The sequence below is a fragment of the Nanchangia anserum genome (genome assembly GCF_015240065.1).
GTDB classification, from domain to species: Bacteria; Actinomycetota; Actinomycetes; order Actinomycetales; family Actinomycetaceae; genus Nanchangia; species Nanchangia anserum.
Genome location: NZ_CP060506.1, coordinates 1,389,308 through 1,415,828, shown reverse-complemented (window position 1 = coordinate 1,415,828; position 26,521 = coordinate 1,389,308). Strand labels below are relative to the sequence as shown.

General features: G+C 64.1%; 34 protein-coding genes and 2 pseudogenes. All 36 read left to right on the top strand.

Features of this window, described 5'->3' with window-relative positions; all coding sequences use genetic code 11:
- Positions 1 to 67 precede the first annotated feature (67 nt).
- The 36 genes and pseudogenes from tuf (at position 68) to rpsK (ending at position 26,400) form a co-directional block, all read left to right on the top strand.
- A complete protein-coding gene (tuf, locus tag H8R18_RS06650; RefSeq protein WP_191071278.1) occupies positions 68 to 1,258 on the top strand; it encodes an elongation factor Tu in 1,191 nt (396 codons plus the stop codon).
- Positions 1,259 to 1,396: 138 nt separating this feature from the next.
- Complete coding sequence (locus H8R18_RS06645; RefSeq protein WP_194189202.1) at positions 1,397 to 2,950, top strand: aldehyde dehydrogenase family protein; 1,554 nt, start codon at positions 1,397 to 1,399, stop codon at positions 2,948 to 2,950.
- A gap of 259 nt (positions 2,951 to 3,209) precedes the next feature.
- Positions 3,210 to 3,518: a 30S ribosomal protein S10 gene (rpsJ, locus tag H8R18_RS06640; RefSeq protein WP_191071276.1), complete on the top strand. Its 309-nt coding sequence runs from the start codon at positions 3,210 to 3,212 to the stop codon at positions 3,516 to 3,518.
- A gap of 11 nt (positions 3,519 to 3,529) precedes the next feature.
- Positions 3,530 to 4,198 (top strand): 50S ribosomal protein L3, encoded by a 669-nt coding sequence (rplC, locus tag H8R18_RS06635; protein WP_191071275.1) that lies wholly within the window; start codon positions 3,530 to 3,532, stop codon positions 4,196 to 4,198.
- Between the two features lie 2 nt (positions 4,199 to 4,200).
- Positions 4,201 to 4,857, top strand: coding sequence for a 50S ribosomal protein L4 (gene rplD, locus H8R18_RS06630; protein WP_191071274.1), 657 nt, complete (start codon positions 4,201 to 4,203; stop codon positions 4,855 to 4,857).
- Between the two features lie 3 nt (positions 4,858 to 4,860).
- Positions 4,861 to 5,166, top strand: coding sequence for a 50S ribosomal protein L23 (gene rplW / locus H8R18_RS06625; RefSeq protein ID WP_191071273.1), 306 nt, complete (start codon positions 4,861 to 4,863; stop codon positions 5,164 to 5,166).
- Between the two features lie 15 nt (positions 5,167 to 5,181).
- Positions 5,182 to 6,018, top strand: coding sequence for a 50S ribosomal protein L2 (gene rplB / locus H8R18_RS06620; RefSeq protein ID WP_191071272.1), 837 nt, complete (start codon positions 5,182 to 5,184; stop codon positions 6,016 to 6,018).
- Positions 6,019 to 6,033: 15 nt separating this feature from the next.
- Entirely contained in the window at positions 6,034 to 6,315 is a 282-nt protein-coding gene (gene rpsS, locus H8R18_RS06615; RefSeq protein ID WP_191071271.1) for a 30S ribosomal protein S19, read from the top strand.
- 34 nt (positions 6,316 to 6,349) lie between these two features.
- On the top strand, positions 6,350 to 6,718 hold the full coding sequence (rplV, locus tag H8R18_RS06610) for a 50S ribosomal protein L22 (RefSeq protein WP_191071270.1): 369 nt from the start codon (positions 6,350 to 6,352) through the stop codon (positions 6,716 to 6,718).
- Positions 6,718 to 7,578 (top strand): 30S ribosomal protein S3, encoded by an 861-nt coding sequence (gene rpsC, locus H8R18_RS06605; protein WP_191071269.1) that lies wholly within the window; start codon positions 6,718 to 6,720, stop codon positions 7,576 to 7,578. Before rplV ends, rpsC begins: the two co-directional genes overlap by 1 nt.
- Before the next feature lie 3 nt (positions 7,579 to 7,581).
- Positions 7,582 to 8,001 (top strand): 50S ribosomal protein L16, encoded by a 420-nt coding sequence (gene rplP, locus H8R18_RS06600; protein WP_191071268.1) that lies wholly within the window; start codon positions 7,582 to 7,584, stop codon positions 7,999 to 8,001.
- Positions 8,001 to 8,234, top strand: a complete 234-nt coding sequence (gene rpmC, locus H8R18_RS06595) for a 50S ribosomal protein L29 (RefSeq protein ID WP_191071267.1) — start codon at positions 8,001 to 8,003, stop codon at positions 8,232 to 8,234. Before rplP ends, rpmC begins: the two co-directional genes overlap by 1 nt.
- 2 nt (positions 8,235 to 8,236) lie before the next feature.
- Positions 8,237 to 8,503, top strand: coding sequence for a 30S ribosomal protein S17 (rpsQ, locus tag H8R18_RS06590; protein ID WP_191071266.1), 267 nt, complete (start codon positions 8,237 to 8,239; stop codon positions 8,501 to 8,503).
- 175 nt (positions 8,504 to 8,678) lie between these two features.
- A complete protein-coding gene (locus tag H8R18_RS06585) occupies positions 8,679 to 12,179 on the top strand; it encodes a restriction endonuclease (RefSeq protein ID WP_227712779.1) in 3,501 nt (1,166 codons plus the stop codon).
- Entirely contained in the window at positions 12,061 to 13,020 is a 960-nt protein-coding gene (locus tag H8R18_RS09605; RefSeq protein WP_265087367.1) for a type ISP restriction/modification enzyme, read from the top strand. Before H8R18_RS06585 ends, H8R18_RS09605 begins: the two co-directional genes overlap by 119 nt.
- Before the next feature lie 76 nt (positions 13,021 to 13,096).
- Positions 13,097 to 13,762, top strand: coding sequence for a type ISP restriction/modification enzyme (locus H8R18_RS09600; RefSeq protein ID WP_265087366.1), 666 nt, complete (start codon positions 13,097 to 13,099; stop codon positions 13,760 to 13,762).
- Between the two features lie 209 nt (positions 13,763 to 13,971).
- Entirely contained in the window at positions 13,972 to 15,816 is a 1,845-nt protein-coding gene (locus H8R18_RS06580) for a hypothetical protein (protein ID WP_191071265.1), read from the top strand.
- Between the two features lies 1 nt (position 15,817).
- Positions 15,818 to 16,456 (top strand): ABC transporter ATP-binding protein, encoded by a 639-nt coding sequence (locus H8R18_RS06575; RefSeq protein ID WP_191071264.1) that lies wholly within the window; start codon positions 15,818 to 15,820, stop codon positions 16,454 to 16,456.
- 144 nt (positions 16,457 to 16,600) lie between these two features.
- Entirely contained in the window at positions 16,601 to 17,413 is an 813-nt protein-coding gene (locus H8R18_RS06570; RefSeq protein WP_191071263.1) for a hypothetical protein, read from the top strand.
- A gap of 326 nt (positions 17,414 to 17,739) precedes the next feature.
- Positions 17,740 to 18,108, top strand: coding sequence for a 50S ribosomal protein L14 (rplN, locus tag H8R18_RS06565; protein WP_191071262.1), 369 nt, complete (start codon positions 17,740 to 17,742; stop codon positions 18,106 to 18,108).
- Positions 18,109 to 18,528 (top strand): 50S ribosomal protein L24, encoded by a 420-nt coding sequence (gene rplX, locus H8R18_RS06560; RefSeq protein ID WP_191071261.1) that lies wholly within the window; start codon positions 18,109 to 18,111, stop codon positions 18,526 to 18,528.
- On the top strand, positions 18,528 to 19,085 hold the full coding sequence (rplE, locus tag H8R18_RS06555) for a 50S ribosomal protein L5 (RefSeq protein WP_191071260.1): 558 nt from the start codon (positions 18,528 to 18,530) through the stop codon (positions 19,083 to 19,085). Before rplX ends, rplE begins: the two co-directional genes overlap by 1 nt.
- 5 nt (positions 19,086 to 19,090) lie before the next feature.
- Positions 19,091 to 19,276: a type Z 30S ribosomal protein S14 gene (locus H8R18_RS06550; protein ID WP_191071259.1), complete on the top strand. Its 186-nt coding sequence runs from the start codon at positions 19,091 to 19,093 to the stop codon at positions 19,274 to 19,276.
- Positions 19,277 to 19,344: 68 nt separating this feature from the next.
- Positions 19,345 to 19,744, top strand: a pseudogene (gene rpsH, locus H8R18_RS06545) (30S ribosomal protein S8).
- A 16-nt stretch (positions 19,745 to 19,760) separates the two neighbouring features.
- Positions 19,761 to 20,297, top strand: coding sequence for a 50S ribosomal protein L6 (rplF, locus tag H8R18_RS06540; RefSeq protein ID WP_191071257.1), 537 nt, complete (start codon positions 19,761 to 19,763; stop codon positions 20,295 to 20,297).
- Entirely contained in the window at positions 20,297 to 20,668 is a 372-nt protein-coding gene (gene rplR / locus H8R18_RS06535) for a 50S ribosomal protein L18 (RefSeq protein WP_191071256.1), read from the top strand. Before rplF ends, rplR begins: the two co-directional genes overlap by 1 nt.
- A gap of 33 nt (positions 20,669 to 20,701) precedes the next feature.
- Entirely contained in the window at positions 20,702 to 21,391 is a 690-nt protein-coding gene (gene rpsE / locus H8R18_RS06530) for a 30S ribosomal protein S5 (protein WP_191071255.1), read from the top strand.
- Positions 21,391 to 21,573: a 50S ribosomal protein L30 gene (gene rpmD, locus H8R18_RS06525; RefSeq protein WP_191071254.1), complete on the top strand. Its 183-nt coding sequence runs from the start codon at positions 21,391 to 21,393 to the stop codon at positions 21,571 to 21,573. Before rpsE ends, rpmD begins: the two co-directional genes overlap by 1 nt.
- Before the next feature lies 1 nt (position 21,574).
- Positions 21,575 to 22,045 (top strand): 50S ribosomal protein L15, encoded by a 471-nt coding sequence (gene rplO, locus H8R18_RS06520; RefSeq protein WP_191071253.1) that lies wholly within the window; start codon positions 21,575 to 21,577, stop codon positions 22,043 to 22,045.
- A 138-nt stretch (positions 22,046 to 22,183) separates the two neighbouring features.
- On the top strand, positions 22,184 to 23,479 hold the full coding sequence (gene secY, locus H8R18_RS06515) for a preprotein translocase subunit SecY (protein WP_191071252.1): 1,296 nt from the start codon (positions 22,184 to 22,186) through the stop codon (positions 23,477 to 23,479).
- A 162-nt stretch (positions 23,480 to 23,641) separates the two neighbouring features.
- Positions 23,642 to 23,910, top strand: a pseudogene (locus H8R18_RS09595) (nucleoside monophosphate kinase); the annotation flags it as partial.
- Positions 23,911 to 24,029: 119 nt separating this feature from the next.
- Positions 24,030 to 24,914, top strand: a complete 885-nt coding sequence (gene map / locus H8R18_RS06505) for a type I methionyl aminopeptidase (RefSeq protein ID WP_194189201.1) — start codon at positions 24,030 to 24,032, stop codon at positions 24,912 to 24,914.
- A gap of 143 nt (positions 24,915 to 25,057) precedes the next feature.
- Complete coding sequence (infA, locus tag H8R18_RS06500) at positions 25,058 to 25,279, top strand: translation initiation factor IF-1 (protein WP_191071249.1); 222 nt, start codon at positions 25,058 to 25,060, stop codon at positions 25,277 to 25,279.
- Positions 25,280 to 25,315: 36 nt separating this feature from the next.
- Positions 25,316 to 25,429 (top strand): 50S ribosomal protein L36, encoded by a 114-nt coding sequence (gene rpmJ, locus H8R18_RS06495; RefSeq protein WP_191071248.1) that lies wholly within the window; start codon positions 25,316 to 25,318, stop codon positions 25,427 to 25,429.
- A gap of 135 nt (positions 25,430 to 25,564) precedes the next feature.
- Complete coding sequence (rpsM, locus tag H8R18_RS06490) at positions 25,565 to 25,945, top strand: 30S ribosomal protein S13 (RefSeq protein WP_191071247.1); 381 nt, start codon at positions 25,565 to 25,567, stop codon at positions 25,943 to 25,945.
- A gap of 53 nt (positions 25,946 to 25,998) precedes the next feature.
- Entirely contained in the window at positions 25,999 to 26,400 is a 402-nt protein-coding gene (gene rpsK, locus H8R18_RS06485) for a 30S ribosomal protein S11 (protein ID WP_191071246.1), read from the top strand.
- The last annotated feature ends 121 nt before the right edge of the window (positions 26,401 to 26,521 follow it).

Below are 26,521 nucleotides of genomic sequence, written 5' to 3'. Positions count from 1 at the left end.
GATCGCTCGCCCGGTGATGTTACGATCTGAGGCGAGAGACAAACTACCCGAGTCCAGGAGGACACAAGTGGCGAAGGCCAAGTTTGAACGCACCAAGCCGCACGTGAACGTCGGCACCATCGGTCACGTTGACCACGGCAAGACGACGCTGACCGCGGCGATCACCAAGGTGCTTCACGACAAGTACCCCGAGCTCAACGAGTTCACCCCGTTCGACCAGGTCGACAACGCTCCCGAGGAGCGCGACCGCGGTATCACGATCAACGTCTCCCACGTTGAGTACGAGACCGAGAAGCGTCACTACGCCCACGTCGACGCCCCCGGCCACGCCGACTACATCAAGAACATGATCACCGGTGCGGCTCAGATGGACGGCGCGATCCTCGTTGTCGCCGCCACCGACGGCCCGATGGCTCAGACCCGTGAGCACGTTCTGCTGGCCCGCCAGGTGGGCGTTCCCGCCATCCTGGTCGCCCTGAACAAGTCCGACATGGTTGACGACGAAGAGATGCTCGAACTGGTTGAGGAAGAGGTCCGTGACCTGCTCTCCTCGCAGGAGTTCGACGGCGAGAACGCCCCCGTCGTCCGCGTCTCGGCTCTCAAGGCCCTCGAGGGTGACCCCGAGTGGACCGGCAAGGTCGAAGAGCTCATGGAAGCTGTCGACACCTACATCCCCGAGCCCGAGCGTGACCTCGACAAGCCGTTCCTCATGCCCGTTGAGGACGTCTTCACGATCACCGGTCGCGGCACCGTCGTCACCGGCCGTGTCGAGCGCGGTAAGCTCGCGGTCAACTCCGAGGTCGACATCCTCGGTATCCGCGCCCCGCAGCACACCACGGTCACCGGTATCGAGACCTTCCACAAGATGCAGGACGAGTGCCAGGCCGGCGACAACTCCGGTCTGCTGCTGCGCGGCATCAAGCGCGAAGAGGTCGAGCGCGGCCAGGTCATCTGCGCCCCCGGCTCGGTCACGACGCACACGAAGTTCGAGGGCCAGGTCTACATCCTGAAGAAGGAAGAGGGCGGCCGTCACAAGGCGTTCTTCTCGAACTACCGTCCGCAGTTCTACTTCCGCACGACGGACGTCACGGGCGTCATCACGCTGCCCGAGGACACGCAGATGGTTATGCCCGGCGACACGACCGAGATCTCGGTCGAGCTGATCCAGCCCATCGCCATGGAGGTCGGCCTCGGCTTCGCTATCCGCGAGGGTGGCCGCACCGTTGGTTCGGGCCGCGTGACGAAGATCGATCTCTGATCTAGACTCGCGTCTTAACCTGACAGACGGGTCCGATGTGTTCATCACATCGGACCCGTCTTCTTTTGGCCGGGCACGTGTTTGCGTAAAATGTGAGTGCTTCTCACATATGGCCGCTCAGAGCAGATCGGAGCCACGATGATTCCTACCGGAGTGCCGCCCGAGTTCCTGGCGCGGGTGACCTCGCCCGCGCAGGCATTCTCCGGTGCGCCGGCGCAGGCCGTCCAGATTTGGACGGGGGAGGAGCTATGCGAATTCCCGACGGCCGCCCCCAGCGACGTCGTTCGCGCCGTTGAGGTCGCCCACGAGGCGCAAGTGCGCTGGTGGGGGCTGACCCAGATCGAACGCTGGCGGGTATTCCGCGATTTCGCGACTCTCGTGAAGACGCATCGCGAGAAACTCATTCGTCTGCTCCAGGTTTTTGGTGGGCAGTCTCGATTCGATGCGTTTGACCAGTTCCAGGACACGTTTAACTCGGCGTCGCAATATGCCCAGTTCGTCAAGCGCATGTCGATGTCGGAGTTCTCGCACGGCGCCATTCCTTTCGTGTCGCGACTGCGCAAGGATTCGCTGCCGCTGGGAACCGTTGCTGCCTTTACGCTGTCCGACTACATGCTTTCCTATGGCGCGGTCGATATCGCGCCGATCCTCGCCGCCGGCAACTCCGTCATCCAGTTCGTTCCCGCGCAGGCCTATCCCGTGTCGATGGCGGTGCTCGAACTGGCCGAGGCCGCCGGGCTGCCGCATGGAGCATGGCAGGTCCTGCCCGCCCACTCGACAGATCTCGGTCGCGCCCACATCGACCTGTTCGACCACGTCGTCTACATCGGTAACACGGCGACGGGCGTATCATTGCAGCAACAGTGTCTCGACGCGACCGTCGGCACGACGATGTATATGTCGGTAAAAAATCACTCGGTCGTCATGGCCGACGCCAACCTCGAGGTCGCCGTGCGCTCGGTCGCCTGGCAGGCCTTCATGAACGCGGGTTATTCGTCGGTCCATATCGAGAAGGTTCACGTCGACCGTGGCCTGTATCCCGACTTCATTCGCAAGCTGCGCTCGCTCGTCGAACGCCGCATTGTCCCCGGTGCCACCTACGATCACACGGCGACGATGGGTTCGGCCTATTCGCAGGCGCGCTTTGACCGCGTGCGCAACCACACGGTCGATGCACTGTCGCTGGGCGCCGACATCCTCTGCGGCGGCAATCCCCGCCCGGAGCTGGGGCCGTGGTTCCACGAGCCGACGATCCTCCTCGACGTGCCCGAAGATGCGCTGGCTTACTCGGAAGAGACCTACGGCCCCGTCCTCATTGTCGAGCCCTTCGACCAGGTCGACGAGGTAACCACCGAGATCGCGCATTCGCAATACTGCTACGGCATGCAGATCTTTACCGAAGACATGGCGCTAGCCAACTACGTCGCGTGCGCGTCCACCGCCAGCTTCGTGTCGATCAACGACGGCTATCATATGCTGTGGGGTGCGTGGAATGCGCCGGTGCGGGGGTCTCGCGACACGGGTACCGGCGTTCGCCACGGGGTTGCGGCCATCCGCCAGTTCACCCGTCAGTGCCTGACGATGCGCGAACTTGCCTACACCGGCGAGCCCAATTCCACGCAGTCGCTCAACCAGTGGGAGCGGCTGTCGCTGAAGGTCGTCTACACCTCGGCATTCTTGCGTTCGCTCTAAGGGGCGTGGGGGCCTTCACAGGACCCGCGGCTGGCGTCTCGCTCGGCGACGCTGCTAGAGTTGATTCTTGGCTCCGCAGGCCTGGCCGCCGCCGCGCATACGCGCTCAGGCGGATCGCCTCGGGTCTGCACATTGAGTGTGGGCGCCTTCGGCAGTCACAATCCCGGTTTTCCCTCCGGGGATGTTGCGGCTCAGCTCGCGACACGCCCGGAAGCGGGGACCGGAGTCTGACACGAGAAGTAACGAACAGGAGAACGGCATGGCGGGACAGCAGATCCGCATCCGGCTGAAGTCGTACGACCACGAGGTCATCGACAACTCAGCTCGCAAGATCGTGGATACAGTCCAGCGCGCCGGCGCCACCGTTGTGGGTCCGGTGCCTCTGCCGACCGAGAAGAACGTGTACTGCGTCATTCGGTCACCCCACAAGTACAAGGACAGCCGCGAGCACTTTGAACAGCGCACGCACAAGCGGCTGATCGACATCTATGACCCGACGCCCAAGGCAGTCGACTCGCTTATGCACCTCGACCTGCCCGCTGACGTCGACATCGAGATCAAACTCTGAGGAACTGCGCAATGAGCACAGATACGAAGCAGGCTGCCGCAGTGCCGGTTAAGGCACTTCTCGGCCGCAAGCTCGGCATGACGCAGATCTGGGACGAGGACGGTAAGCTCGTTCCGATCACCGTCGTGCAGGTTGATAAGAACGTCATCTCGCAGATTCGCTCTGTCGAGACCGACGGTTACGAAGCGATCCAGCTGGCGTTTGGCGAGATCGACAAGCGCAAGGTGACGAAGCCGCTGGCCGGCCACTTTGACAAGGCCGGGGTTACGCCTCGCCGCCACGTCGTCGAGGTCCGCACGTCCGACGCCGCCGAATACACGCTCGGTCAGGAACTGGCTGCCGACACGTTCGAGGCCGGCACCAAGGTCGACGTCACGGGCACGACCAAGGGCAAGGGCTTCGCGGGTGTCATGAAGCGCCACGGCTTCGCCGGCGTTTCCGCCTCGCACGGTGCCCACCGCAACCACCGCAAGCCGGGTTCGATTGGCGCGTGCGCCACCCCGGGTCGCGTGTTCAAGGGGCTGCGCATGGCTGGGCGCATGGGTAACAAGCGTCGTACCATCCAAAACTTGACGGTCCAGGCTGCCGACGTCGACAAGGGCGTCCTCCTGCTCACGGGTGCCATTCCCGGCCCCAAGGGCGGCATCGTGCTGGTCCGTACCGCAGCGAAGGGTGCGTGATCATGAGCCTGAATATTGACGTTATCGATGTCGAGGGCAAGGTCAGCGAGTCTGTCGAGCTGCCCGCCGAGATCTTCGATGTCGAGCTGAACATCCCGCTGATGCACCAGGTCGTCGTGGCCCAGCTGGCCGCGGCCCGCCAGGGCACCCACTCGACCAAGACCCGCGGCGAGGTCCGCGGTGGTGGTCGCAAGCCGTGGCGCCAGAAGGGCACCGGCCGCGCCCGCCAGGGTTCGATCCGCGCGCCGCACTGGCGTGGCGGTGGCGTCGTCCACGGCCCCAAGCCGCGCGACTACTCGCAGAAGACCCCCAAGAAGATGAAGGCCGCCGCGCTGCGCTCCGCCCTGTCGGACCGCGCCCGCAACGGTCGCATCCACGCCGTCACGGCGTTCGTCGGTGGCGAGACCCCGTCGACCAAGGCCGGCCGCGTCGCCGTCGAGCGCATCGCCGAGAACCGTCGCGTCCTCGTCGTCCTCGGCCGCTCTGACGCCACGGTTCAGGGGCTGTCGGTGCGCAACCTCCCGCAGGTCCACCTGCTGTTCGCCGACCAGCTCAACACCTACGACGTGCTCAACTCCGAGCACGTGGTGTTCACGAAGACGGGCCTGGACGACTTCATCAACCGCGGCCGCAGCGCCCGTTCGGAAGAGGAGGCCTAAGTCATGAGCCTGGAATCTTCGAGGAATCCGCGCGACATCATTGTCCGCCCGATCGTGTCGGAAAAGGCCTACGGCCTCATCGACAATGGCAAGTACACGTTCGAGGTCGCCCCGGACGCGAACAAGACCGAGATCCGTATCGCCATCGAAAAGCTCTTCGATGTCAAGGTTGCGAAGATCAACACGGTGAAGCGCCAGGGCAAGCGCGTGCGTACCCGCACGGGTTACGGCAAGCGTAAGGACACCAAGCGCGCCATTGTTACCCTCCGCGAGGGCACCATCGATATCTTCGGCGAGACCGTCGCCTGAGGGGTGAAGTGAACTATGGCAATTCGTAAGTACAAGCCCACGACGCCGGGCCGGCGCGGCTCGTCGGTCTCGGACTTTTCCGAGCTGACCCGCTCCCACCCCGAGAAGTCGCTGGTTCGTCCGCTGTCGAAGTCGGGTGGCCGCAACTCGTACGGTCGCGTGACCTCGCGTCACCGCGGTGGTGGCCACAAGCGCGCCTACCGCCTCATCGACTTCCGCCGCGCGGACAAGGACGGCGTTCCCGCCAAGGTCGCTCACATCGAGTACGACCCCAACCGCACGGCCAACATCGCGCTGCTGCACTACGCCGATGGCGACAAGCGCTACATCCTCGCTCCGGCGAAGATCAAGCAGGGTGACCGCATCGAGCAGGGCCCCGGCGCCGATATCAAGCCCGGCAACAACCTGCCGCTGCGTCACATCCCGCTCGGTACCGTCATCCACGCCGTCGAGCTGCGCCCCGGTGGCGGCGCCAAGATCGCCCGCTCCGCGGGTGTCTCGGTTCAGCTCGTCGCCAAGGAAGGCAAGTACGCCCAGCTGCGTATGCCCTCGGGCGAAATCCGCAACGTCGAGGTGGCGTGCCGCGCCACGATCGGCGAGGTCGGCAACGCCGAGCAGGGCAACATCAACTGGGGTAAGGCCGGCCGCATGCGCTGGAAGGGACGTCGCCCGAAGGTCCGCGGTGTCGTCATGAACCCGGTCGACCACCCGCACGGTGGTGGTGAGGGTCGTACCTCCGGTGGCCGCCACCCGGTCAGCCCGTGGGGTAAGCCCGAGGGCCGCACCCGTCGTCCGAACAAGGCGAGCGACCGCCTCATCGTGCGTCGCCGCAAGACCGGCAAGAAGCGCTGATAGGGGGAGACAGCTATGCCACGTAGCCTGAAGAAGGGCCCGTTCGTCGACGACCACCTGATGAAGAAGGTCGACGCGATGAACGACGCCAACAAGAAGAGCGTCATTAAGACGTGGTCGCGCCGGTCGATGATTACCCCGGACTTCATCGGTCACACGATCGCGGTGCACGACGGTCGCAAGCATGTGCCGGTCTACGTTACCGAGAACATGATTGGCCACAAGCTCGGCGAGTTCGCTCCCACGCGTACCTACCGCGGCCACGACAAGGACGACCGTAAGGCCCGCCGTCGCTGACGGTGGCCCGTATCTGGAAGAAGTGAGGCAAAAGATGGAAGCCAAGGCGCAAGCGCGCTATGTGCGCTCCACGCCGCAGAAGACGCGCCGCGTCGTGAACGAGATTCGCGGCAAGCGTGCTCTCGAGGCCTACGACATCCTTCGTTTCGCGCCCCAGCGGGTCGCCGTGGACGTTCGTAAGGTGCTGCACTCGGCGATGGCCAACGCGCAGGATCTGGCTACTCGCGACGGGCTGAGCGTTGACGCCAAGGATTTGGTTGTCAAGGCCGCCTACGTCGACGAGGGCCCGACGATGAAGCGGTTCCGCCCGCGCGCCCAGGGGCGTGCCGGCGCGATCCTCAAGCGCACGAGCCACGTCACGATCGTCGTGGCCAGCGACGATGACAAGGAAGGGAACGAGTAATGGGACAGAAGGTTAGCCCCACCGGGTTCCGGCTGGGTATTACCACCGACCACCGTTCCCGTTGGTTTGCTGATTCGACCACCCCGGGTCAGCGTTACTCCGACTTCGTTGCGGAAGACGTCAAGATCCGCAAGATGATGGAAGACCAGCTGGAGCGCGCGGGTATTTCGAAGATCGACATCGAGCGCACGCGCGACCGCGTCCGCGTCGACCTGCACACGGCCCGCCCGGGCATTGTGATCGGTCGCCGTGGCACCGAGGCCGACAAGCTGCGCGCGAAGCTCGAAAAGCTCACGGGCAAGCAGGTTCAGTTGAACATCCTCGAGGTCAAGCGCCCCGAGATCGACGCTCAGCTCGTTGCCCAGGGCATCGCCGAGCAGCTCGCCGCCCGCGTGTCCTTCCGCCGCGCGATGCGCCGTGGAATCCAGTCGGCGCTGGGCGCCGGTGCGCAGGGCATCCGCGTGCAGTGCTCGGGTCGTCTGGGCGGGGCGGAAATGTCGCGCTCGGAGTTCTACCGCGAGGGTCGCGTTCCGCTGCACACGCTGCGCGCCTACATCGACTACGGCTTCTTTGAGGCCCGCACGACGTACGGCCGCATCGGCGTGAAGGTGTGGATCTACAAGGGCGACATCACCGAGTCCGAGTTCGCGCGCCAGCAGGCCGAGGCCGCTCAGCGTGGCCGTGGAGGCCGTGGCGGGGATCGCCGTGGCCGCGGTCGTGGCCGCGGTGGCGACCAGCGTCGCGGCGGAGGCCGCGGCGGCAACCGCGGTGGCCAGGGTGCCGCCGCCGAGAAGCCGGCCGAGACGACGGAGGCCACCGTCCCCGCGTCGACGCCCGAGACCACCGGATCGGAGGAGTGAGACGTGCTCATCCCTCGTAGGACCAAGTTCCGCAAGCAGCACCGCCCGTCCCGCAAGGGCATGGCGAAGGGCGGCACCGAGATCTCGTTCGGCGACTTTGGCATCCAGGCTCTGGAGCACGCCTACGTCACGAACCGTCAGATCGAGGCCGCGCGTATCGCGATGACCCGCTACATCAAGCGTGGCGGTAAGGTCTGGATCAACATTTTCCCGGACCGCCCGCTCACGAAGAAGCCGGCCGAAACCCGCATGGGTTCCGGTAAGGGTTCGCCCGAGTGGTGGGTTGCCCCCGTCAAGCCGGGCCGCGTCATGTTCGAGCTCGCTGGCGTTCCCGAGAACGTCGCGCGAGAGGCCATGCGTCGCGCCCAGTACAAGCTGCCGATGAAGACTCGTTTTGTCACTCGTGAGGGTGGTGATCAGTAATGGCGAATAAGGGACTGACCACGGCCCAGCTCGACGTCATGGACGATGAGCAGCTCGCCCAGGAGCTCGAGAAGGCGAAGACCGAGCTGTTCAACCTGCGTTTCGCGCTGGCCACGGGTGCCGGCGAGGACCGCGGCCGGATGGCGACGCTGCGCCGCGATATCGCGCGGATCTACACGATCGCGCACGAGCGCGAGCTGGGGATCCGCACCGCACCGGAGCCGAAGGAGTAATCATGGCGGAGACGACTGAACGTAATCACCGCAAGGTTCGCCGCGGCTACGTCGTGAGCGACAAGATGGACAAGACCGTCACGGTCGAGCTGGAGGACCGCGTCAAGCACGCCCTCTACGGCAAGGTCATGCGTCGCAACAAGCGCGTGAAGGCCCATGACGAGAACAACGAGTGTGGCATCGGCGACCTCGTTCGCATCATGGAGACCCGGCCGCTGTCGAAGACCAAGCGCTGGCGCGTCATGGAGATCATCGAAAAGGCCAAGTAGACCGCACGGTCTGTGCGCCTCGAGGGCCCCGGAAGTTTCGGCTTCCGGGGCCCTCGCGTATGCGCGGCACTTCGATTGTGAGCTAGGTGCGGCGGTTCGCGATCGACCGGGAGCCGTCGATGGCGGGTCACGGCGTGAGACAATGCGAGCGTCCCCTCGTCGCGAAGGAGTTGCTATGTGCGCTGCTGCATCCCCCGGTGTTGCCCTGGATGCCGGACACGTCGCGGGCCGATCCGCGCAGGCGTTTGACGACGTGTTGAACGCCGCGCGAGCGGAGGCCGACTCGACGCGCGGCTACGGCAACCTGTTCGAGGACATCGTCCGCGCCTACCTCACCCACGATGCGCTGATGCGTCGCCAGTTTGCCCGCGTCTATTCGTGGCGCGACTGGCCGGGTCGGCAGGGGCGCCCCGATACGGGCATCGACCTCGTGGCGATCGAGCACGAGCACATGCCCGCCAACGGTGAGCCGGACGCGTCGACTCCGGCGACAGCCATCCAGTGCAAGGCGTTCGCCGCAGGGCACACGGTGCAGCGCCGCGACATCGACTCGTTCCTCGTCGCGTCCGAACCGGCGATCTTCACACGGCGGATGTATGTCGAGACCTCCGACACGGCGTGGGGGAGCAATGCCGAGGCGGCCGCGCGCGACTCCGCGAAGCCGCTGACCCGGATCGGCCGGGCCGACCTGCGCCAGTCGAACATCGACTGGACGACCTTCCACCCCGAGACCCGCACGGCAGCTCCCATCGCAACGCAGGCGCGCAAGACCCCGCGCGACCACCAGGTGCGCGCCGTCAACGACGTCCTTGCCGGATTCGAGGCCAATGACCGCGGCACCCTCGTCATGGCGTGCGGCACGGGCAAGACGTTCACCGCGCTGGAAATCGCGCGTCATGTCGTGGAGGACGGGCAGGGCCGCGCCCGCATCGCGTTCTTCGTTCCGTCGCTGGCCCTCATGTCGCAGACGCTGCACGAGTGGGCCAGCGAATACGCCGGTGTCTTCACGGCGTGGTCGGTGTGCTCCGACATAAAGGTGAACCGCTCGCGCGCCCGCGCCGACGACATCGCCGACATCGCGACGGTCGACCTGAAGGTGCCGCCGACCACGGACCCGCGCAAGCTGGCCGCCTCCTGGCAGGGCCACCGTGACACCGAGGGCCTACAGGTCGTCTTCGCCACCTACCAGTCGATCGACGTTGTCCACGCGGCGCAGGAATTGCTGCCGGTGGGGGAGGGCGACTTCGACCTCATCATTTGCGATGAGGCTCATCGCACGACGGGCGTCACCGTCGCGGGCGAGAAGGAATCGGCGTTCGTCCGTGTCCACGACGACCGCTACATCGCCGCAACCAAGCGCCTGTATATGACGGCCACGCCGCGGATCTTCAACGACAAGGTGAAGAACACGGCGAGCGAGCGAGACGCCGTCCTCACCTCGATGGACGACCGCGAGATCTTCGGCCCGCTGTTCCACCGCCTCGGCTTTGGCGACGCCGTCGCCGCCGGGTTGCTGACGGACTACAAGGTCGTTGTGCTGGCAATCCCCGAGGAGCAGATGACGGAGATCTGCCAAAAGGCCTCGGCCGCCTGCGGCGAGCTGTCCCTGCCCGAGACCGCGAAGCTCGCGGGCTGCTGGAACGCCCTGGCCAAGCGCCACAACGGCCGCTTCGACGTCCAGTACGGCTCGGATACTGCGCCGATGCGCCGCGCGGTCGCGTTCGCGAAGGACATCAGGTCCTCGAAGCAGATCGCGGAGGCGTTCCCGACGATCGTGCGCGATTACTTGCGCAATCTCGATAACGACGATGCGACGGACAACCTCGACGTCCAGTGCCGCCACGTCGACGGCACGATGAACGCGATCGACCGCGGCGAGGCCCTGGACTGGCTGAAGGAGGACCCGCACGCGCCAGACGGCCCGGTGTGCCGGATCCTCACGAACGCGCGCTGCCTGAGCGAGGGCGTGGACGTGCCGACGCTGGACGCCGTGCTGTTCCTCAATCCCCGCAAGTCGCAGGTCGACGTCATTCAGGCGGTGGGACGCGTCATGCGTCGCGCCGAGGGCAAGGAATTCGGTTACATCATTTTGCCGGTGGCGGTGCCGATGGGCGCGACACCCGAGACGGCGCTGAACGACAACAAGCGGTTCGCCGTCGTGTGGCAGGTGTTGCAGGCGATCCGCGCCCACGACGACCGCTTCGACGCTGCGGTCAACGCCATCGAGTACAACTCGGCGGATCCCGAGAACATCATCGTCGACGTCGTCAACCTGCCCAGCCCCACACCGCGCGACCCGTTCGGGGGAACGGCCGGCGACGACGATCCCACGATGCCGGGAACTGATGTCGGGCAGGAGGACCCGCCCGAACAGTTGCAGCTGACGTTCGCGCCCTCGGAATGGAAGGACGCCGTCTATTCCAAGATCGTGCGCAAGGTGGGCACGCGGCTGTATTGGGACGACTGGTCGCGCGACATTTCCGAGATCGCCACCCGCTACATGGCCCTGATCCGGCATCTGTTGGCCGAGGAGGCGAACCGCAGGCCCTTCGAGGAGTTTCTGGGCGGGCTACGCTCCACCTTGAACCCGCAGATCGACGAGGACGCCGCGATCGAAATGCTCGCGCAGCACATCATCACGAAGCCGCTGTTCGACGCGATGTTCCCGGATCAGACGTTCACCCAGCAAAATCCCGTGTCGCGGGCGATGCAGGGGATCCTGTCGCGGTTGGCGACGACGCAGGTCTTCGACAACGAGCGCGCGCCGCTGGAGAAGTTCTACGCGACGATGGTCGACCGCATCACCGCCCTCGATAGCCTGGCCGGCAAGCAACAGATCATGCGCACGCTTTACGATCGCTTCTTCTCGAAGGCGTTCCCGTCGATGCGCGACCGCCTGGGCATCGTCTTTACCCCGGTGGAGATCGTCGATTACATCCTGCGCTCGGCCGACGACGCGCTACACCGCCACTTCGACAAACACCTGGCCGACGAGGGCGTCGCCATCATCGAACCGTTCCTCGGCACGGGCACGTTCGTCGCCCGCCTACTCCAGCTGGGGTTGATCCCGCCGGACGCCTTAGCACGCAAGTACGAGCGCGAGATCTTTGCCAACGAGATCGTGTTGCTGTCGTACTACATCGCGAGCATCAACATCGAGCAGGTCTACCGCGAGGTGCGCCGCGAGGCCGGCCTGGGGGAGGGCTACGTCGAGTTCCCCGGCATCAGCCTGACGGACACGTTCCAGCTGCACGAGGATGACGGGACGATCGCCGAGGGTGGCGTCTTCGCGACGAACATCGAGCGCGCGAGGCGCCAGAAGGCTGCGCCGATCCGGGTGGTCGTCATGAACCCGCCCTACTCGGCCGGGCAGAACAGCGCGAATGACAACAACCAGAACCTGAAGTACGACCGGCTGGACGGCAGAATCACCGAGACCTATGCGGCGTGCTCGAGCGGCCAGAACAAGAACATCCAAGAACAGCCTCTACGATTCGTACTTCCGGGCCCTGCGGTGGGCGACCGATCGCATCGGCGACGAGGGCGTCATCGCGTTCGTGTCGAACAACGCCTTCATCGACGGCAATACGGCCGACGGCGTGCGTCTGACGTGGCAGGACGAATTCGCGGACATCTATATATACAACCTGCGTGGAAATGCGCGGACTCAGGGTGAAACGCGTCGCCAAGAAGGCGGGGGAGTATTCGGTGAAGGTTCGCGTACCGGTGTCGCCGTTACTGTCCTCGTGAAGAAGTCGGGCGCGAGTGGCCCGGCGACGATCCACTACACCGAGGTCGACGACTACCTGACCGCCCAGCAGAAGCTCGACGCGCTGGTGGGATCGCGATCACTGGCCCGCACCCGCTTCGAGCCGATCACCCCAAACGAGCACGGCGACTGGATCAACCAACGCGACGAGGCCTATGCCACCTATCAGCCGATCGGCGACAAGGAGACAAAGGGCAAGGCGACGACGCCGGGCATGTTCCGGCAGTACACGAATGGTCTAAAGACCAACCGCGACGCGTGGTGTTACAACTTCTCGCGTGAGGCCGTCGAGCGAAACATCGCCACGCATGTCACCTATCTCAACGAGGAACGCGAGCGGGTGAGGGCTCTTCTCGGCGACAACCCGACGGTTGCCCAAATCCGTGGAGTTCTCGCATATGACTCGACCCGTGGAAGCATCGCCACGATTAATGTCGGTGACATCCGTGCTAATCGCTCGACGGCATTGTCTGGGCATATTCAACTTGCCGTATACCGCCCCTTTGTGTCGCAGCAGGTGTATGTTGATCAGTCTGGCCGACTGAATGAGAGAACTTATCAGCTGCCGCAGCTGTACCCAACGGCGCTGACACCGAATTTGGCGCTTACGGTGCCCACGGATTACCGACGCGAATGGGCGCCGTTGATGACCGGGGCACTGCCCGACCTCACGTTTACCCCGGCGTGCCAGTGCTTCCCCCTCTATACGTGGGAACAGGCCAGCGGGGGGGGGGGACTCGCTGCTTGACCTCATCGACGAGCGCGCCGAGGACGCTGAGGAGTTCAGCGGCGTCTTCGACTTCGCCCGCCCGATCGGCGAGCGGGTGCCGCGCCGCTGCGACGGCTACGTGCGCAGGGACGCCATTACGGATGCGACCCTCGAGACTTATCGCTGCGTCCACGGTGATGCCGGGATCACAAAGGAAGACATCTTCTTCGCCACCTATGCGCTGCTGCATCACCCCGAATATCGCTCGCGCTACGAGGCCGATCTCAAGAAGGCGCTGCCGCGCATTCCCCTCGTCTCCGGTTTCGCCGATTATGCCCGGATTGGGCGTCAGCTAGCGGATATCCACGTTAACTACGAGCGCGTCGAGCCTCACCCGCAGGTGTGCGAGCAGTGGTCGGCCCTGACCCCGGATGACCCGTGGCGGCGCTACAAGGTGGAGAAGCTGCGGTGGGGCGGCACTGCCCGCCAGCGCGACCTGACGACGCTGGTCTATAACGACTACCTGACGTTCACGGGCATTCCAGTCGCAGCCAACGACTACATGGTGGGCGGGCGTAGCCCCCTGGAGTGGATGATCGACCGCTACCGCGTCACCATCGACAAGAAGTCCCAGATCAGGAACGACCCCAACGACTGGTGCCGCGAGCACGACAACCCGAGTTACGTTGCCGACCTCGTGCCGCGCCTGGTCACGGTATCGATGGCAACGCAGGATCTGATCGCTACCCTCCCGAAGCTGGCCATCATCGATGTTCCATAACCGCAGGTGGGGTGCCGTTTTTACTTAACCTGGTGTCCAATGAGGGAAAGTTGGAGCGCACATCCGCGAATGAGTGATATCCTTTAGGGATCCTCAGGGAAGAGGTCAAAGTCATGCGCGGAATACGCCGGTTGTTCGTTATCGTTGGTTGCCTAGCCGTTTGCGTGGCCGGGTTAATCTGTCGGTATGACCTCATCCAGCGACTTGCCGTGTTTCCCGTCGGCACCGACACTATTGCGACGCTGAGTGTCGGTGTCGACGCGGGAAACAAGGCTGATCTTATCGATTCGCTGGATCGGTCTCTGACTGCTGCCCATGTCAGTGCGTATCGTATTGATGATTCTGGTCGAGATCGTGTGGTCTACTATCGCTTTGGCAAAAACGCGCAGGTGCTGGATTCTGGACTGCGTGACCGGCCTGCACGGATAATTGGCGGGCGTGACCTCGGCGATCTCTCGCTGTCCGGCTCATATGCCCTCACACCTTCGTCCCCCGCTACTCAACAGACTCTCGCTCGCTGGGCGAATGCCCACAACGTCGGAATATCCTTCGATAAGGACCAGTCTGGGTTGGGGGTCTTCCTTGCGGGGATTGTGCGTACGTCGTTAGGGCTAGGGCTACTAAGCGTGCTTCTTCTGGGTGCGGCGTGCGTGACAACGTGGTACGGAACGCGCGTGAGGGAGCGCGGGTTGCGGTTCATTAGTGGTCAGTCGCGTGCACGCCTCGAAGCGGAAGACTTCCGCAGCTGCTGGGGGCGATTGTTCTGTGGTGTCATCATCGGCGGATGTCTCGCCGTCGTCGCGGGCGCTTTGACATTTGCTGGATCAGGATTTTCTAGCTATTGCCGTCAACTACTCGTCGTCACGTTGGCGATAACTGTCATTTTTGGCATTCTCTGCGTGGCTGCGGGTTGGCTTGTTAAGCCCGGAGTGCAGGTTATTACTCGTGAGGCGATCGGTCGCGACTCGCTCGGTGCGTCCAGCCTCGCGTTACGTGTTATTGCCCTTGTCATTGCCTCGTCACTCGTGCCGATCGCGGTGAATGCATATGCTTCAGCTCGCGACACCGGGGATCGTATTGCCGATGCAGCCGCGTTGGGAGATGTCACCAGGGTGAGTGTTTCGTCAGTAGCCGACGAAGACACGGTGAGGGATGGCGCAAATGCGGCCGCAACGCGGTGGGTGTCTGAACTCGAGCGGCGCAATGCCGTACTTGTGAGTTATCCCCTGGATTCCGGTTTTGAGGTATCCGAGTCACTCCGGGGCTACTCACATCTAGTCCTCGTCGACGCGGCGACGTTCGAACGACTGAAAAGCAGGGGCCTCCGTCTGAGCAGTGCGCCGGAATCCGCGGTGTCTGAAATGGACATCACGATGGAACCCTGGTTACGCGAGGGTGCCGACCTCACCGACGTGAAGTACTACGTCGGCAGCGGCATCAACGTGCCGATTCTTGGTCAAACATCCGCGGCATCATTCGCCGTTTCCAACGATCATCCACTTCTTGCCGTCCTGCCTCATGGAGTCGCCAAGACGCTGAACGGCGATGCGCTCATCGCCCTGGCGGCGAACGGTGGGCTCGTGGTGTCCGATCCGGGCATTGCGCACGATACCTTGCGGGCAACGGGCATGGATGCCTACACCGTGTCGGTCGATCGCGTGTTGCCGGAGCTTCGCGAGCAACAACGCGACGCCCTACGTGAAGCACAAATCGGCATCATTGCGCTCGTCATCACCTTGCTGAGCCTCCTTGTCGGCCTTGTACAGACGGCAGCGATGTGGTCGGCTCGCCACTCCCAGCTCATCACCGTTCGCCGGCTCGCCGGGCATCGGCTCGCACAGGTGGCGCGGGGCAAGTGGTTCGCCGAAATGTGCCTGGCCCTACTCGCGCTCGGCGTCGCATCTGGTATCGCGCTTGCCGACGTGACCCTTCCCCGCTACCTCATCGCCATGACGGCGCTGGTACTTGGGTGCGTCTACGCGCTCGCGTCCGCAGTCGTGCTGCTCCGAAGTGTTGCCCGCAGTGCCGTGCTGGCTGTTGAAAGGAGAATCTGACATGGGCCTGAGTGCTGAAAACCTCGCGGTCACACGCGCTGGTCGCCACATTTTTACCGACGTCTCGATCTCAGCCGAAGCCGGCGACATCACCGCGCTCGTCGGCCCCTCCGGATGTGGCAAGACCACCTTGCTGTCGTGCCTCGGACTTTTGCTGCGCCCGGATTCCGGAACCGTCGTCGTCGACGGTGTGTCGACACAGAAATGGTCGAGTCGCCGCGTCGCGCGCTGGTGGCACGAGGATGCGGCGTTCGTCTACCAGGACTCCGGTGTCATTGACGAAAAAGACGTCGGCTACAACGTGACGCTCGCGTCGAATTTGTGGGGACGCACCAAGATTGACGATGGTGCCCTCGACATGCTGAAAAACGTCGGACTCGCCGATCGTGTGCGCGAGAAGGCTGCGGTGCTGTCTGGTGGCGAAAAGCAGCGGTTAGGCATTGCGCGTGCTCTGTATCGGCGAGCTTCCTTCATATTCGCCGACGAGCCAACGGCGTCCCTCGATGCGGCGAACCGCCAGTCGGTATCCGACCTGTTGCGCCGAGCCGCCGACACCGGCGCATGCGTCATCACGGCGACCCACGACGACGGCCTGGCGGCTCGCGCCGATCGCGTGATCGCGCTCGCCCCAGCCAGCTGAGCGTTGCTCAGCGCTGCACGCCCGACGTGCTCGCCGGCGTTGTCTTTCTGCGCCCAGTGATCGTCGTCTGGAGATATTGACACAGCCATCTCGCAGAATACGGGATTGAGTAGGGTAGTCATCTGATTGCCGAGGAGATCTCGGATGGCGTGCAGGATCTCGGAAGAGGTAGAGATGGCGAAGCATGCGAATACCGCGAAGGGCCGGACTAAGTGGGATCGTCTTCAGTTGGTTTGGGGGCGCGTGCAGGAAGCATGGCGATTTGTACCACTAGAATTAAAAATAATGGCCGGCCTTATTGTGTTGCTCGTCATCCTTTCGTTTTGGGAGCGGTCTGGACTGGGCGCGCTAGAAAAGTCCGCGTTTGAACTCATTGTGATCGCTGCCTTTGCGGTATTGTGGTGCATTTTTATCGTGTTGATTTGCAAAGAAGTGCTGGAGCTCGTTCGGGGCTGGAAAGAGAAGCCCGAGCGCTTTCGGAATGAATGCGGCTATTTTGTCCAGGAGGTGTCGGATGCGCTCAGGCGCATGGGGTCACATCACGGCGAGGGTCGGGATAGGGTCTTGTCTGGCGCCGGCGAGGGGCTTGGGCCTGTTTCTTCGTCCGAAAAGGCGTGGCTTATCAAGCGTTATATCGAAATCTGGCGTCCAGCAGAGGCGGCACCTTTCCCTAGCCGCGTCCTGCGTGTTCTCTCTGTCGCGGTTCCGACAGTGCAATTGGTGGTTTCCATCTTTGAGAAAATTGATCCGAGGCAGGTCGTCAGTGAGTGGAGAGAAGAATCCGCATTGATGGGTTCTCCGTTGCCGGTTGCTGGTACCGGCGCTATTGTGTTAGTACTTTGGATCTTGTCGATTATGTATCGCCGGAAACACTTCGTTGTCACCACGGCGATGCGGCTGTGGTGCGAGCGCGAGCTCGGCGGCATTGATCGAGATGGGATGCAGGACGGTGCGTGACCTCGCGCGGCGGGTCGCCCCAATGTCCGTCATCGGATTTCCGCGAGTCGAGGCTTCGCACGGTCGCTCTCGCGTGGGCAAACACACACGGGCTGCGGCAATGGTCGGGTTTCGCCGCCGCGGCGCGGTGACGTAGTCTAGGAAAGTTGCATTCCGCCCCGGAATGCTGTGGCAGAGACCTGGCGGTCATCTCACGGGCGCTTGTGTCTGCCTCTGCACCTCGTGCCAGCCACCCCGGGGAGCCGGGCAACCGGGCAACAGGAAAGAACAACCGTTCGGTCAGGCTCGCGTGAGCGAGAACCGGCCCAACGACAGGAGAACAACGAATGATTCAGCAGGAGTCGCGACTGAAGGTCGCCGACAACACGGGTGCTAAGGAGATCCTGTGCATCCGCGTGCTCGGCGGCTCCGGGCGTCGCTTCGCCGGCATCGGTGACACGATCGTCGCCACCGTGAAGGACGCCATTCCCGGCGGCAACGTCAAGAAGGGCGATGTCGTTCGCGCGGTCATCGTGCGCACGAAGAAGGAACGCCGCCGTAAGGACGGGTCCTACATCCGCTTCGACGAGAACGCTGCCGTCATCCTGAAGAACGACGGCGAGCCGCGTGGCACGCGCATCTTCGGCCCCATCGGCCGCGAGCTGCGCGACAAGAAGTTCATGCGCATCATCTCGCTGGCCCCGGAGGTGCTCTAAATGGCAGCCAAGATCAAGAAGGGCGACCTCGTCGAGGTCATCGCCGGGCGCACCAGCGACGAAAAGAAGCTGGCCGAGCGCAACAAGCGCCGCGAAGAGCAGGGCCTGGCCCCGCTCAAGCCGGGTGACAAGGGCAAGCAGGGCCGCGTCCTCGAGGTGCTACGCGACAAGCAGCGCGTCCTCGTTGAGGGCGTGAACATCCGCACCCACCACGTGCGCCAGGGCCAGGACCAGCAGGGTCAGGCCACCGGTGGCATCGAATACCGCGAAGCTCCCATCCACATCTCCAACGTCGCCCTGGTCGACCCCAAGGAGAAGAAGCCCACGCGCGTCGGCTTCCGTGAGGAGCAGGTGGAGCGCGGTGGCCGCATGAAGACCGTTCGTGTGCGTTACGCGAAGCGTTCGGGGGAGGACATCTGATGAGCGACACCATCATCCCGCGCCTGAAGGCGCGTTACGCGGACGAGATCCAGGACGCGATGAAGAAGGAGTTCGGTTACTCCAACGTTCATCAGATCCCGACGATCACCAAGGTCGTCGTCAACATGGGCGTCGGCGAAGCCTCGCATGACTCGAAGCTCATCGAGGGTGCCCAGCGCGACCTCGCGACGATCACCGGCCAGAAGCCGATCGTCACGCGTGCGCGCAAGTCGATCGCCCAGTTCAAGCTGCGCGCCGGCCAGCCGATCGGCACGCACGTGACGCTGCGCGGCGCCCGCATGTGGGAATTCCTCGATCGCCTCATCTCGACGGCGCTGCCGCGTATCCGTGACTTCCGCGGGCTCAGCCCCAAGCAGTTCGACGGCCGCGGCAACTACACGTTCGGCCTGACCGAGCAGTCGGTGTTCCACGAGATCGACATCGAGAAGATCGACCGCGTTCGCGGTATGGACATCACCATCGTCACCACGGCAAACACGGACGAGGAAGGCCGCACGCTGCTGCGCCACCTCGGGTTCCCGTTCAAGGAGGCCTGATCTGAATGGCTAAGACCGCTCTGAAGAACAAGGCTGTCGGTAAGCACAAGTTTGCCGTGCGCGCCTACACGCGGTGCACCCGATGCGGGCGCCCGCACTCGGTCTACCGCAAGTTCGGCCTGTGCCGCGTGTGCCTGCGCGAACTCGCCCTGCGTGGCGAGCTGCCGGGCGTGAAGAAGTCCAGCTGGTAAAACGACTACGTCGAAGGTCTCACGCACGCGCGTGACGAAACCACGGCGAGGAAGGGCTACAGCCCACAATGACTATGACAGACCCCATCGCAGACATGCTGACGCGTCTGCGTAACGCCAACTCGGCGCATCACGAGTCCGTCTCGATGCCCGTCGTCCAAGATGAAGGTCGCGCTGGCCGAAATGCTCAAGCGCGAGGGCTACATCAAGGGCCTCGAGGTCGAGGACGCCCGCGTCGGCAAGACGCTGACGCTGCACCTGAAGTACGGCGAAAAGCGCCAGCGGGCCATCACCGGCCTCAAGCGCGTGTCCAAGCCGGGCCTGCGCAAGTACGCAAAGTCGACCGAACTGCCCCAGGTCATGGGCGGCCTCGGCGTGGCGATTATGTCCACGTCGTCGGGCCTGCTCACCGACCGCGAGGCGGGCGAGCGAGGCGTGGGCGGCGAGATCGTCGCTTACGTGTGGTAGAAGGGAGGGAAACGACATGTCACGAATTGGTAAGGCACCCGTCGCCGTTCCCTCCTCGGTCGAGGTAAAGATCGACGGTCAGACCGTCTCGGTCAAGGGCCCCAAGGGTCAGCTCGAGCGCACCTTCCCCCAGGGGATCACGGTGAGCCACGCTGACGGCCAGATCACCGTCACCCGCGAGAACGACGATCGCCGCAACCGCGCGCTGCACGGTCTCGTGCGCTCGCTGGTCAACAACATGGTGATCGGCGTGACCGAGGGCTACCAGAAGAAGATGGAAATCGTTGGCACGGGTTACCGCGTCATCGCCAAGGGCAAGGACCTCGAGCTGCACCTCGGGTACTCCCACACCATCGACTTCCCCGCCCCCGAGGGCATCGAATTCACCGTCGAGTCGGCTCTGAAGTTCACGGTCGCCGGCATCTCGAAGGAAAAGGTTGGCGAAACCGCCGCGCGTATTCGCCGGCTGCGTCCCCCCGAGCCCTACAAGGGCAAGGGCGTTCGCTACGCCGACGAGCAGGTCCGCCGCAAGGCCGGGAAGGCAGGTAAGTGATGTCGTACACCGTCAAGGGCAAGGGCAAGTTTGTTGCCCGGCGCCGCCGCCACCTGCGTGTGCGCAAGCGCATCATCGGCACCCCGGAGCGTCCGCGCCTCGTCGTTACCCGGTCCAACCGCCACATGGTTGCCCAGGTCATCGACGACGTCGCCGGTCACACCATCGTCTCGGCCTCCACGCTCGAAGCCGCCTACCGCGGTGACGACGCCAAGAAGGTCGAGCAGGCCCGCAAGGTCGGCGAGCGCATCGCCGAGCGCGCGAAGGCCGCCGGCATCACCGCCGTGGTCTTCGACCGCGGGGGCAACAAGTATCACGGTCGAGTCGCTGCGGTCGCCGAAGGCGCCCGTGACGGCGGTCTGAGCGTGTAACCGTCCACCAACCAAGGAAGCAAGGGATTGATTATGGCTGACGACAACAGCCGCACCACCTCCGCCTCCGAGGGCGGCGCGCAGCGCAGCGGCCGGGGAGGCCGCGACCAGAACCGCCGGGGGCGCCGCGACAACCGTCGCGAGCAGGAAAACCAGTACATCGAGCGCGTGGTCAAGATCAACCGCGTGTCCAAGGTCGTCAAGGGCGGCCGTCGTTTCTCGTTCACGGCTCTGGTCGTGGTCGGTGACGGCGAGGGCACGGTCGGGATCGGCTACGGCAAGGCCAAGGAAGTTCCCGCGGCCATCTCGAAGGGCGTCGAGGAGGCGAAGAAGAACTTCTTCACCGTCCCGATGATCCAGCGCACGATCACCCACCAGGTGCAGGGCGAGGACGCTGCCGGCGTCGTCCTCCTGCGCCCCGCATCGCCCGGTACCGGCGTTATCGCCGGCGGCTCGGTGCGTGCGGTCATGGACTGCGCGGGCATCCACGACGTCTTGTCGAAGTCGCTCGGCTCGGACAACGCGATCAACATCGTTCGCGCGACCGTCGCCGCGCTGAAGATGCTGCAGCGCCCCGAAGAGGTCGCCGCCCGCCGCGGTCTGCCTCTCGAGCGCGTCGCCACGCAGGCGATGCTGCGCGCCCAGGCCGAAGGACTTGCCGCCAAGCGCGACGCGAAGGACAAGGCCGAGGCCGAAGCCGCCGCTGAAGGAGTGAGCGCCTGATGGCTAATCTCAAGATCACAATGAAGCGCGGACTTGCGGGCACCAAGCCCGGTCAGCGCAAGACCATGGCGTCGCTGGGGCTGCGCAAGATCAACCACTCGGTGGTGCACCCCGACAACGCCGCCACGCGTGGGCAGATCGCCAAGGTCTCCCACCTGGTGAGTGTGGAGGAGGTTGACTAACATGGCGGATTCCACGAAGCAGACCGAATCGGGCATCGTGCGCCTGCACGACCTGCGTCCCGCCCCCGGTGCCAAGCGCAACCGGATTCGCGTGGGCCGCGGTGAAGGTTCGAAGGGCAAGACCGCTGGCCGCGGTACCAAGGGCACGGGCGCTCGCAAGAACGTCAAGCCCGGGTTCGAGGGTGGCCAGATGCCGATGCACATGCGCCTGCCGAAGCTGCGCGGGTTCAAGAACCCGTTCCGCGTCGAATACCAGGTCGTCAACGTCGGCAAGCTCGCCGAGCTGTTCCCCAACGGTGGCGACGTCACCGTCGAGGACCTCGTGGCCAAGGGCGCCGTTCGCAAGAACTGCCCGGTCAAGATTCTCGCCAACGGTGACATCTCGGTAGCGATCACGGTCGAGGCCGACAAGTGCTCGGCCGCTGCCGCGCAGAAGATCGAGGCGGCTGGCGGTTCCGTCAAGGAACGCTAGTGACGCGTAGGGGCGGCACTCCTGGTTGGCAGGGGTGCCGCCCCTTCATTTTTCTTAACTTCGTCTCATCCGTGTACGCTGAGACGTGCCCGCGCGCCGGACGTCCCCTTACCGGCGCCCTATCGAGTGGAGGACCCAGTGCTTGGCGTATTTGCCCAGGCGTTCCGCACGCCTGACCTACGGCGCAAGCTGTTGTTCACCCTATTCATCATGATGCTTTACCGGTTGGGTTCGCACATTCCGACCCCCGGCATCTCCTCCGAGAACGTCACGGCGTGCCTGGCGAACAACGACGAATCGAGCCTCATCGAACTCGTCAACATGTTCTCGGGCGGCGCGCTCATGCGACTGTCGGTGTTCGCGCTTGGCATCATGCCCTACATCACCGCGTCGATCATCATCCAGCTGCTGCGCGTGGTTATTCCGCGTTTCGAGGACCTCCATAAGGAGGGCCAGGCCGGCCAGGCGAAGATGACGCAGTACACGCGGTACCTGACGATCGCGCTGGGACTGTTGCAGTCGACGACGTACGTCGCGATGGCGCGGGCCGGTACCCTCATGCCGAACTGCCCGGCTGATAAGCCGTTGCTGCCCAACGACACGATCCCGAACTTCCTCATCATGGTCATCGTCATGACCGCGGGCACGGGCCTCATCATGTGGCTGGCCGAGCTCATCACCGAGCGCGGGATCGGCAACGGCATGTCGCTGCTCATCTTCACGGGTATCCTCGCGGGCATGCCCTCGCACGTGTGGTCGATCGCGGGCGGCAACTCGGGCGTGCGCAACACGATCCTCCTCATCGCCCTCATCCTCATCGTCACGCTGGCGATCGTGTTCGTCGAGCAGGCCCAGCGCCGCATCCCCGTTCAGTACGCCAAGCGCATGGTTGGGCGACGCATGTACGGCGGCTCGACGACGTACATCCCCATGAAGATCAACATGTCGGGCGTTATCCCCGTCATCTTCGCGGCCTCACTGCTGGCCATGCCGACGATGATCGCGGGCTTCGGTAAGTCGGACGCGGCATGGGTGCAGTGGATCAGCGCGAACTTCCGCCAGACGTCGTGGATCTACCTGCTCATCTATGCGCTGCTTGTCCTGTTCTTCGCGTTCTTCTACACGGCGATCACGTTCAACCCCGACGAGACGGCCGAGAACATGAAGAAGTACGGCGGCTTTGTTCCCGGTAAGCGGGCCGGGCGACCCACCGCCGAATACCTGCGCTACGTGTCGAATCGCATCACGACGGCGGGCGCGATCTACCTCGTCATCATCGCGATGATTCCCATGCTTGCGCTCATCGCCCTGCACGTCCAGAACCTGCCGTTCGGCGGAACGACGCTGCTTATTATGGTCGGTGTTGGTCTGCAAACGGTGATGCAGATTAACGCGCAACTGCAACAGCATCACTACGAAGGGTTCTTGTCATGAGCATTCGTCGTCTCCTCCTCATTGGTCTCTCCCGGTGCCGGCAAGGACGCAGGCCGGGCGCATCTGTGACGCGTTTGGGGATCGCGACGATGTCGACCGGGCAGGTCTTCCGCGACAAACATCGCCCGCGAGACCGAGCTGGGCACGCTCGCTCAGCAGTTCATGAGCAAGGGCGAATTCGTGCCCGACGAGGTGACGAACCCCATGGTGGCCTCGGCGCTGCGCGAGGAACCCTTCGCCAGCGGCTTCCTGCTTGACGGTTACCCGCGCACGCAGGCCCAGGCGGATACCTCGATACGGTGCTCGCCGAGGACGGCAAGAGCCTCGACCGCGTGCTCGAGCTTCAGGTGAACGAAGACGACCTTGTCTCGCGCCTGCTGCACCGGGCCAGCATCGAGGGCCGCGAGGACGACACCGAGCCGGTGATCCGTCACCGCATGGAGGTCTACCGCTCGCAGACCCTGCCGCTCATCGACTTCTATTCCCAGCGGGACTGCTGGTTCCCGTCGATGCAACGGCAGCGTCGACGAGGTGTGGCAGCGCCTCGAGGATGCGATCAAATAGATCCCACAGCAGGGGGGGACGGGCGATTCGCTCGAAGATCGAATACAAGACGCCGCGCCAGATCAGCTACATGCGCGAGGCCGGCCTCATCGTCGCCGCCATCCACGACGCGTTGCGCGAGGCCGCCCAGCCCGGTGCCGTTTTGCGCGATCTCGATGCGTGCGCGGCGGAGGTCATCGCGGCCCACGACGCCCGCTCGAACTTTCTCGGCTATTACGGCTACCCGGCGTCGGTGTGCATCTCTGTCAACGACACCGTTGTCCACGGGATCCCGGACGACACGACGCTACGTGAGGGCGACCTTGTCTCCTTCGACTGCGGCGCCTACATCGAGCGCGACGGCCAGCAATGGCACGGCGACGCCTGCCTGAGCGTCCTCGTCGGTGGCAAGCGGGCGGCCAGCCGCGACGCGATCGCGCTTGACGCCGTGACGAACGAGGCCATGTGGGCCGGCGTTGCCTCGCTGGCCAGTGGCAAGACGGTCGCCTGTGTGGGAGACGCGGTCGAGACCGTCGTCGAGGAGCAGGCCGCTTCCATCGGCTTCGAGGCCGGCATCGTCGAAGAATTCATCGGCCACGGCATCGGCACGGCGATGCACCAAGAACCCGATATCTTGAACTTCCGCGCCCGTGGACGCCAGCCCAAGATCAAGCCGGGCATGGTCGTGTGCGTCGAGCCGATCCTCACCCGCGGCAGCAACGAGGTTGTGACGCTCGAGGACCAGTGGACGGTCAAGACGTGCGATCATCAGCTGGCCTGCCATTGGGAGCACGAGGTCGCCATCTTGGACGACGGCATCAGCGTCCTCACCGCCCCTGACTGCGGCGTCGCCGAGCTGGCCCGATTCGGAGTCACGCCGGTCGCCCTCTAGCCCGGACGTGACCAATCCGACAAGATCGGGGACTTTGCGCCGCGGGGAGCGGCCCCGTAAGGTTGAGAGTCGGACGTCAGTGGGCTTAGCTATGCCCGCAACCGGTCTAGCCGGCGTCCTCAACCGAAGTGAGTGGAAGGCATATGGCAAAGAAAGACGGCGTCATTGAGATCGAGGGCACGGTCCTCGAAGCGTTGAAGAACGCGACGTTCCGTGTCGAACTCAAGAACGGCCACGAGGTTCTCGCGCATATCTCCGGCAAGATGCGTCAGCACTACATCCGGATCCTGCCCGAGGATCGCGTCATCGTCGAACTCAGCCCGTACGACCTTTCGCGCGGTCGGATCGTCTACCGGTACAAGTAACGACAACATGCCGCGTCGCGGCAGAGGAACAACAAGATGAAGGTCAAGCCCAGCGTCAAGAAGATCTGCGACAAGTGCAAGGTCATCCGCCGCCACGGCGTTGTCATGGTGATCTGTGACAACCCTCGCCACAAGCAGCGCCAAGGCTAAGACGCTCGCCCTCGGGCGCATCAGGACGTCACTGCTCAGGAAACTGGGACCCTCGGTTCGGAGGCCGGGGCCGCGTGGTTGCTGCGCGGGTCGTGACGTGACGACCTCCGAAAATTCACAACTGGAGAAGCATCAATGCCAGCAGCACGTATTGCAGGCGTCGACCTGCCGCGCGAGAAGCGCCTTGAGGTCGCCCTGACGTACATCTTTGGTGTGGGCCGCACCCGCGCCAAGCAGACCCTCGAGGCCACCGGTGTCTCGCCGGACGTGCGCGTCCGCGATATCACCGAGGAAGACCTCATCAAGGTCCGCGAATACATCGAATCGAACTTCCAGGTCGAGGGCGACCTCCGCCGCGAGATCCAGGCCGACATTCGTCGCAAGATCGAAATCGGCTGCTACCAGGGCCTGCGCCACCGCCGCCACCTGCCGGTGCGCGGTCAGCGGACGAAGACCAACGCCCGCACCCGCAAGGGTCCCAAGCGCACCGTCGCCGGGAAGAAGAAGGCCAAGTAACCCCTGTAGTCCACGGTTTCGTGGATCGATGACTGGAAGAGAGCAAGACACTCATGGCAGCAGCATCGCGTTCGGGGGCTCGCAAGCCCCGTCGTTCGGTTCGCCGGAACATCGTCTCCGGCAATGCGTACATCAAGTCCACCTTCAACAACACGATCGTGTCGATCACGGATCCCTCGGGCGCCGTCGTCGCATGGTCGTCTTCGGGCCAGGTCGGCTACAAGGGGTCGCGTAAGTCGACGCCGTTCGCCGCCCAGCAGGCCGCCGAGGCCGCAGCGAAGCGCGCTCAGGATTTCGGCATGAAGAAGGTCGACGTCTTCGTCAAGGGCCCCGGTTCGGGCCGCGAAACGGCAATCCGTTCCCTCCAGGCTTCGGGCCTCGAGGTCGGATCGATCCAGGACGTCACGCCGCAGGCTCACAACGGCTGCCGTCCGCCGAAGCGTCGCCGCGTGTGATTCCGGGCGGTTCGCCGCTCACGCCCGGCGCTCCCAAGGCCGTCTTAGTGGGGGAGCTGGGCACCTGAACACCTGTCTGGTGTGTTAGCCAGAACGGTCGCCGCACATCATATGGCGGATG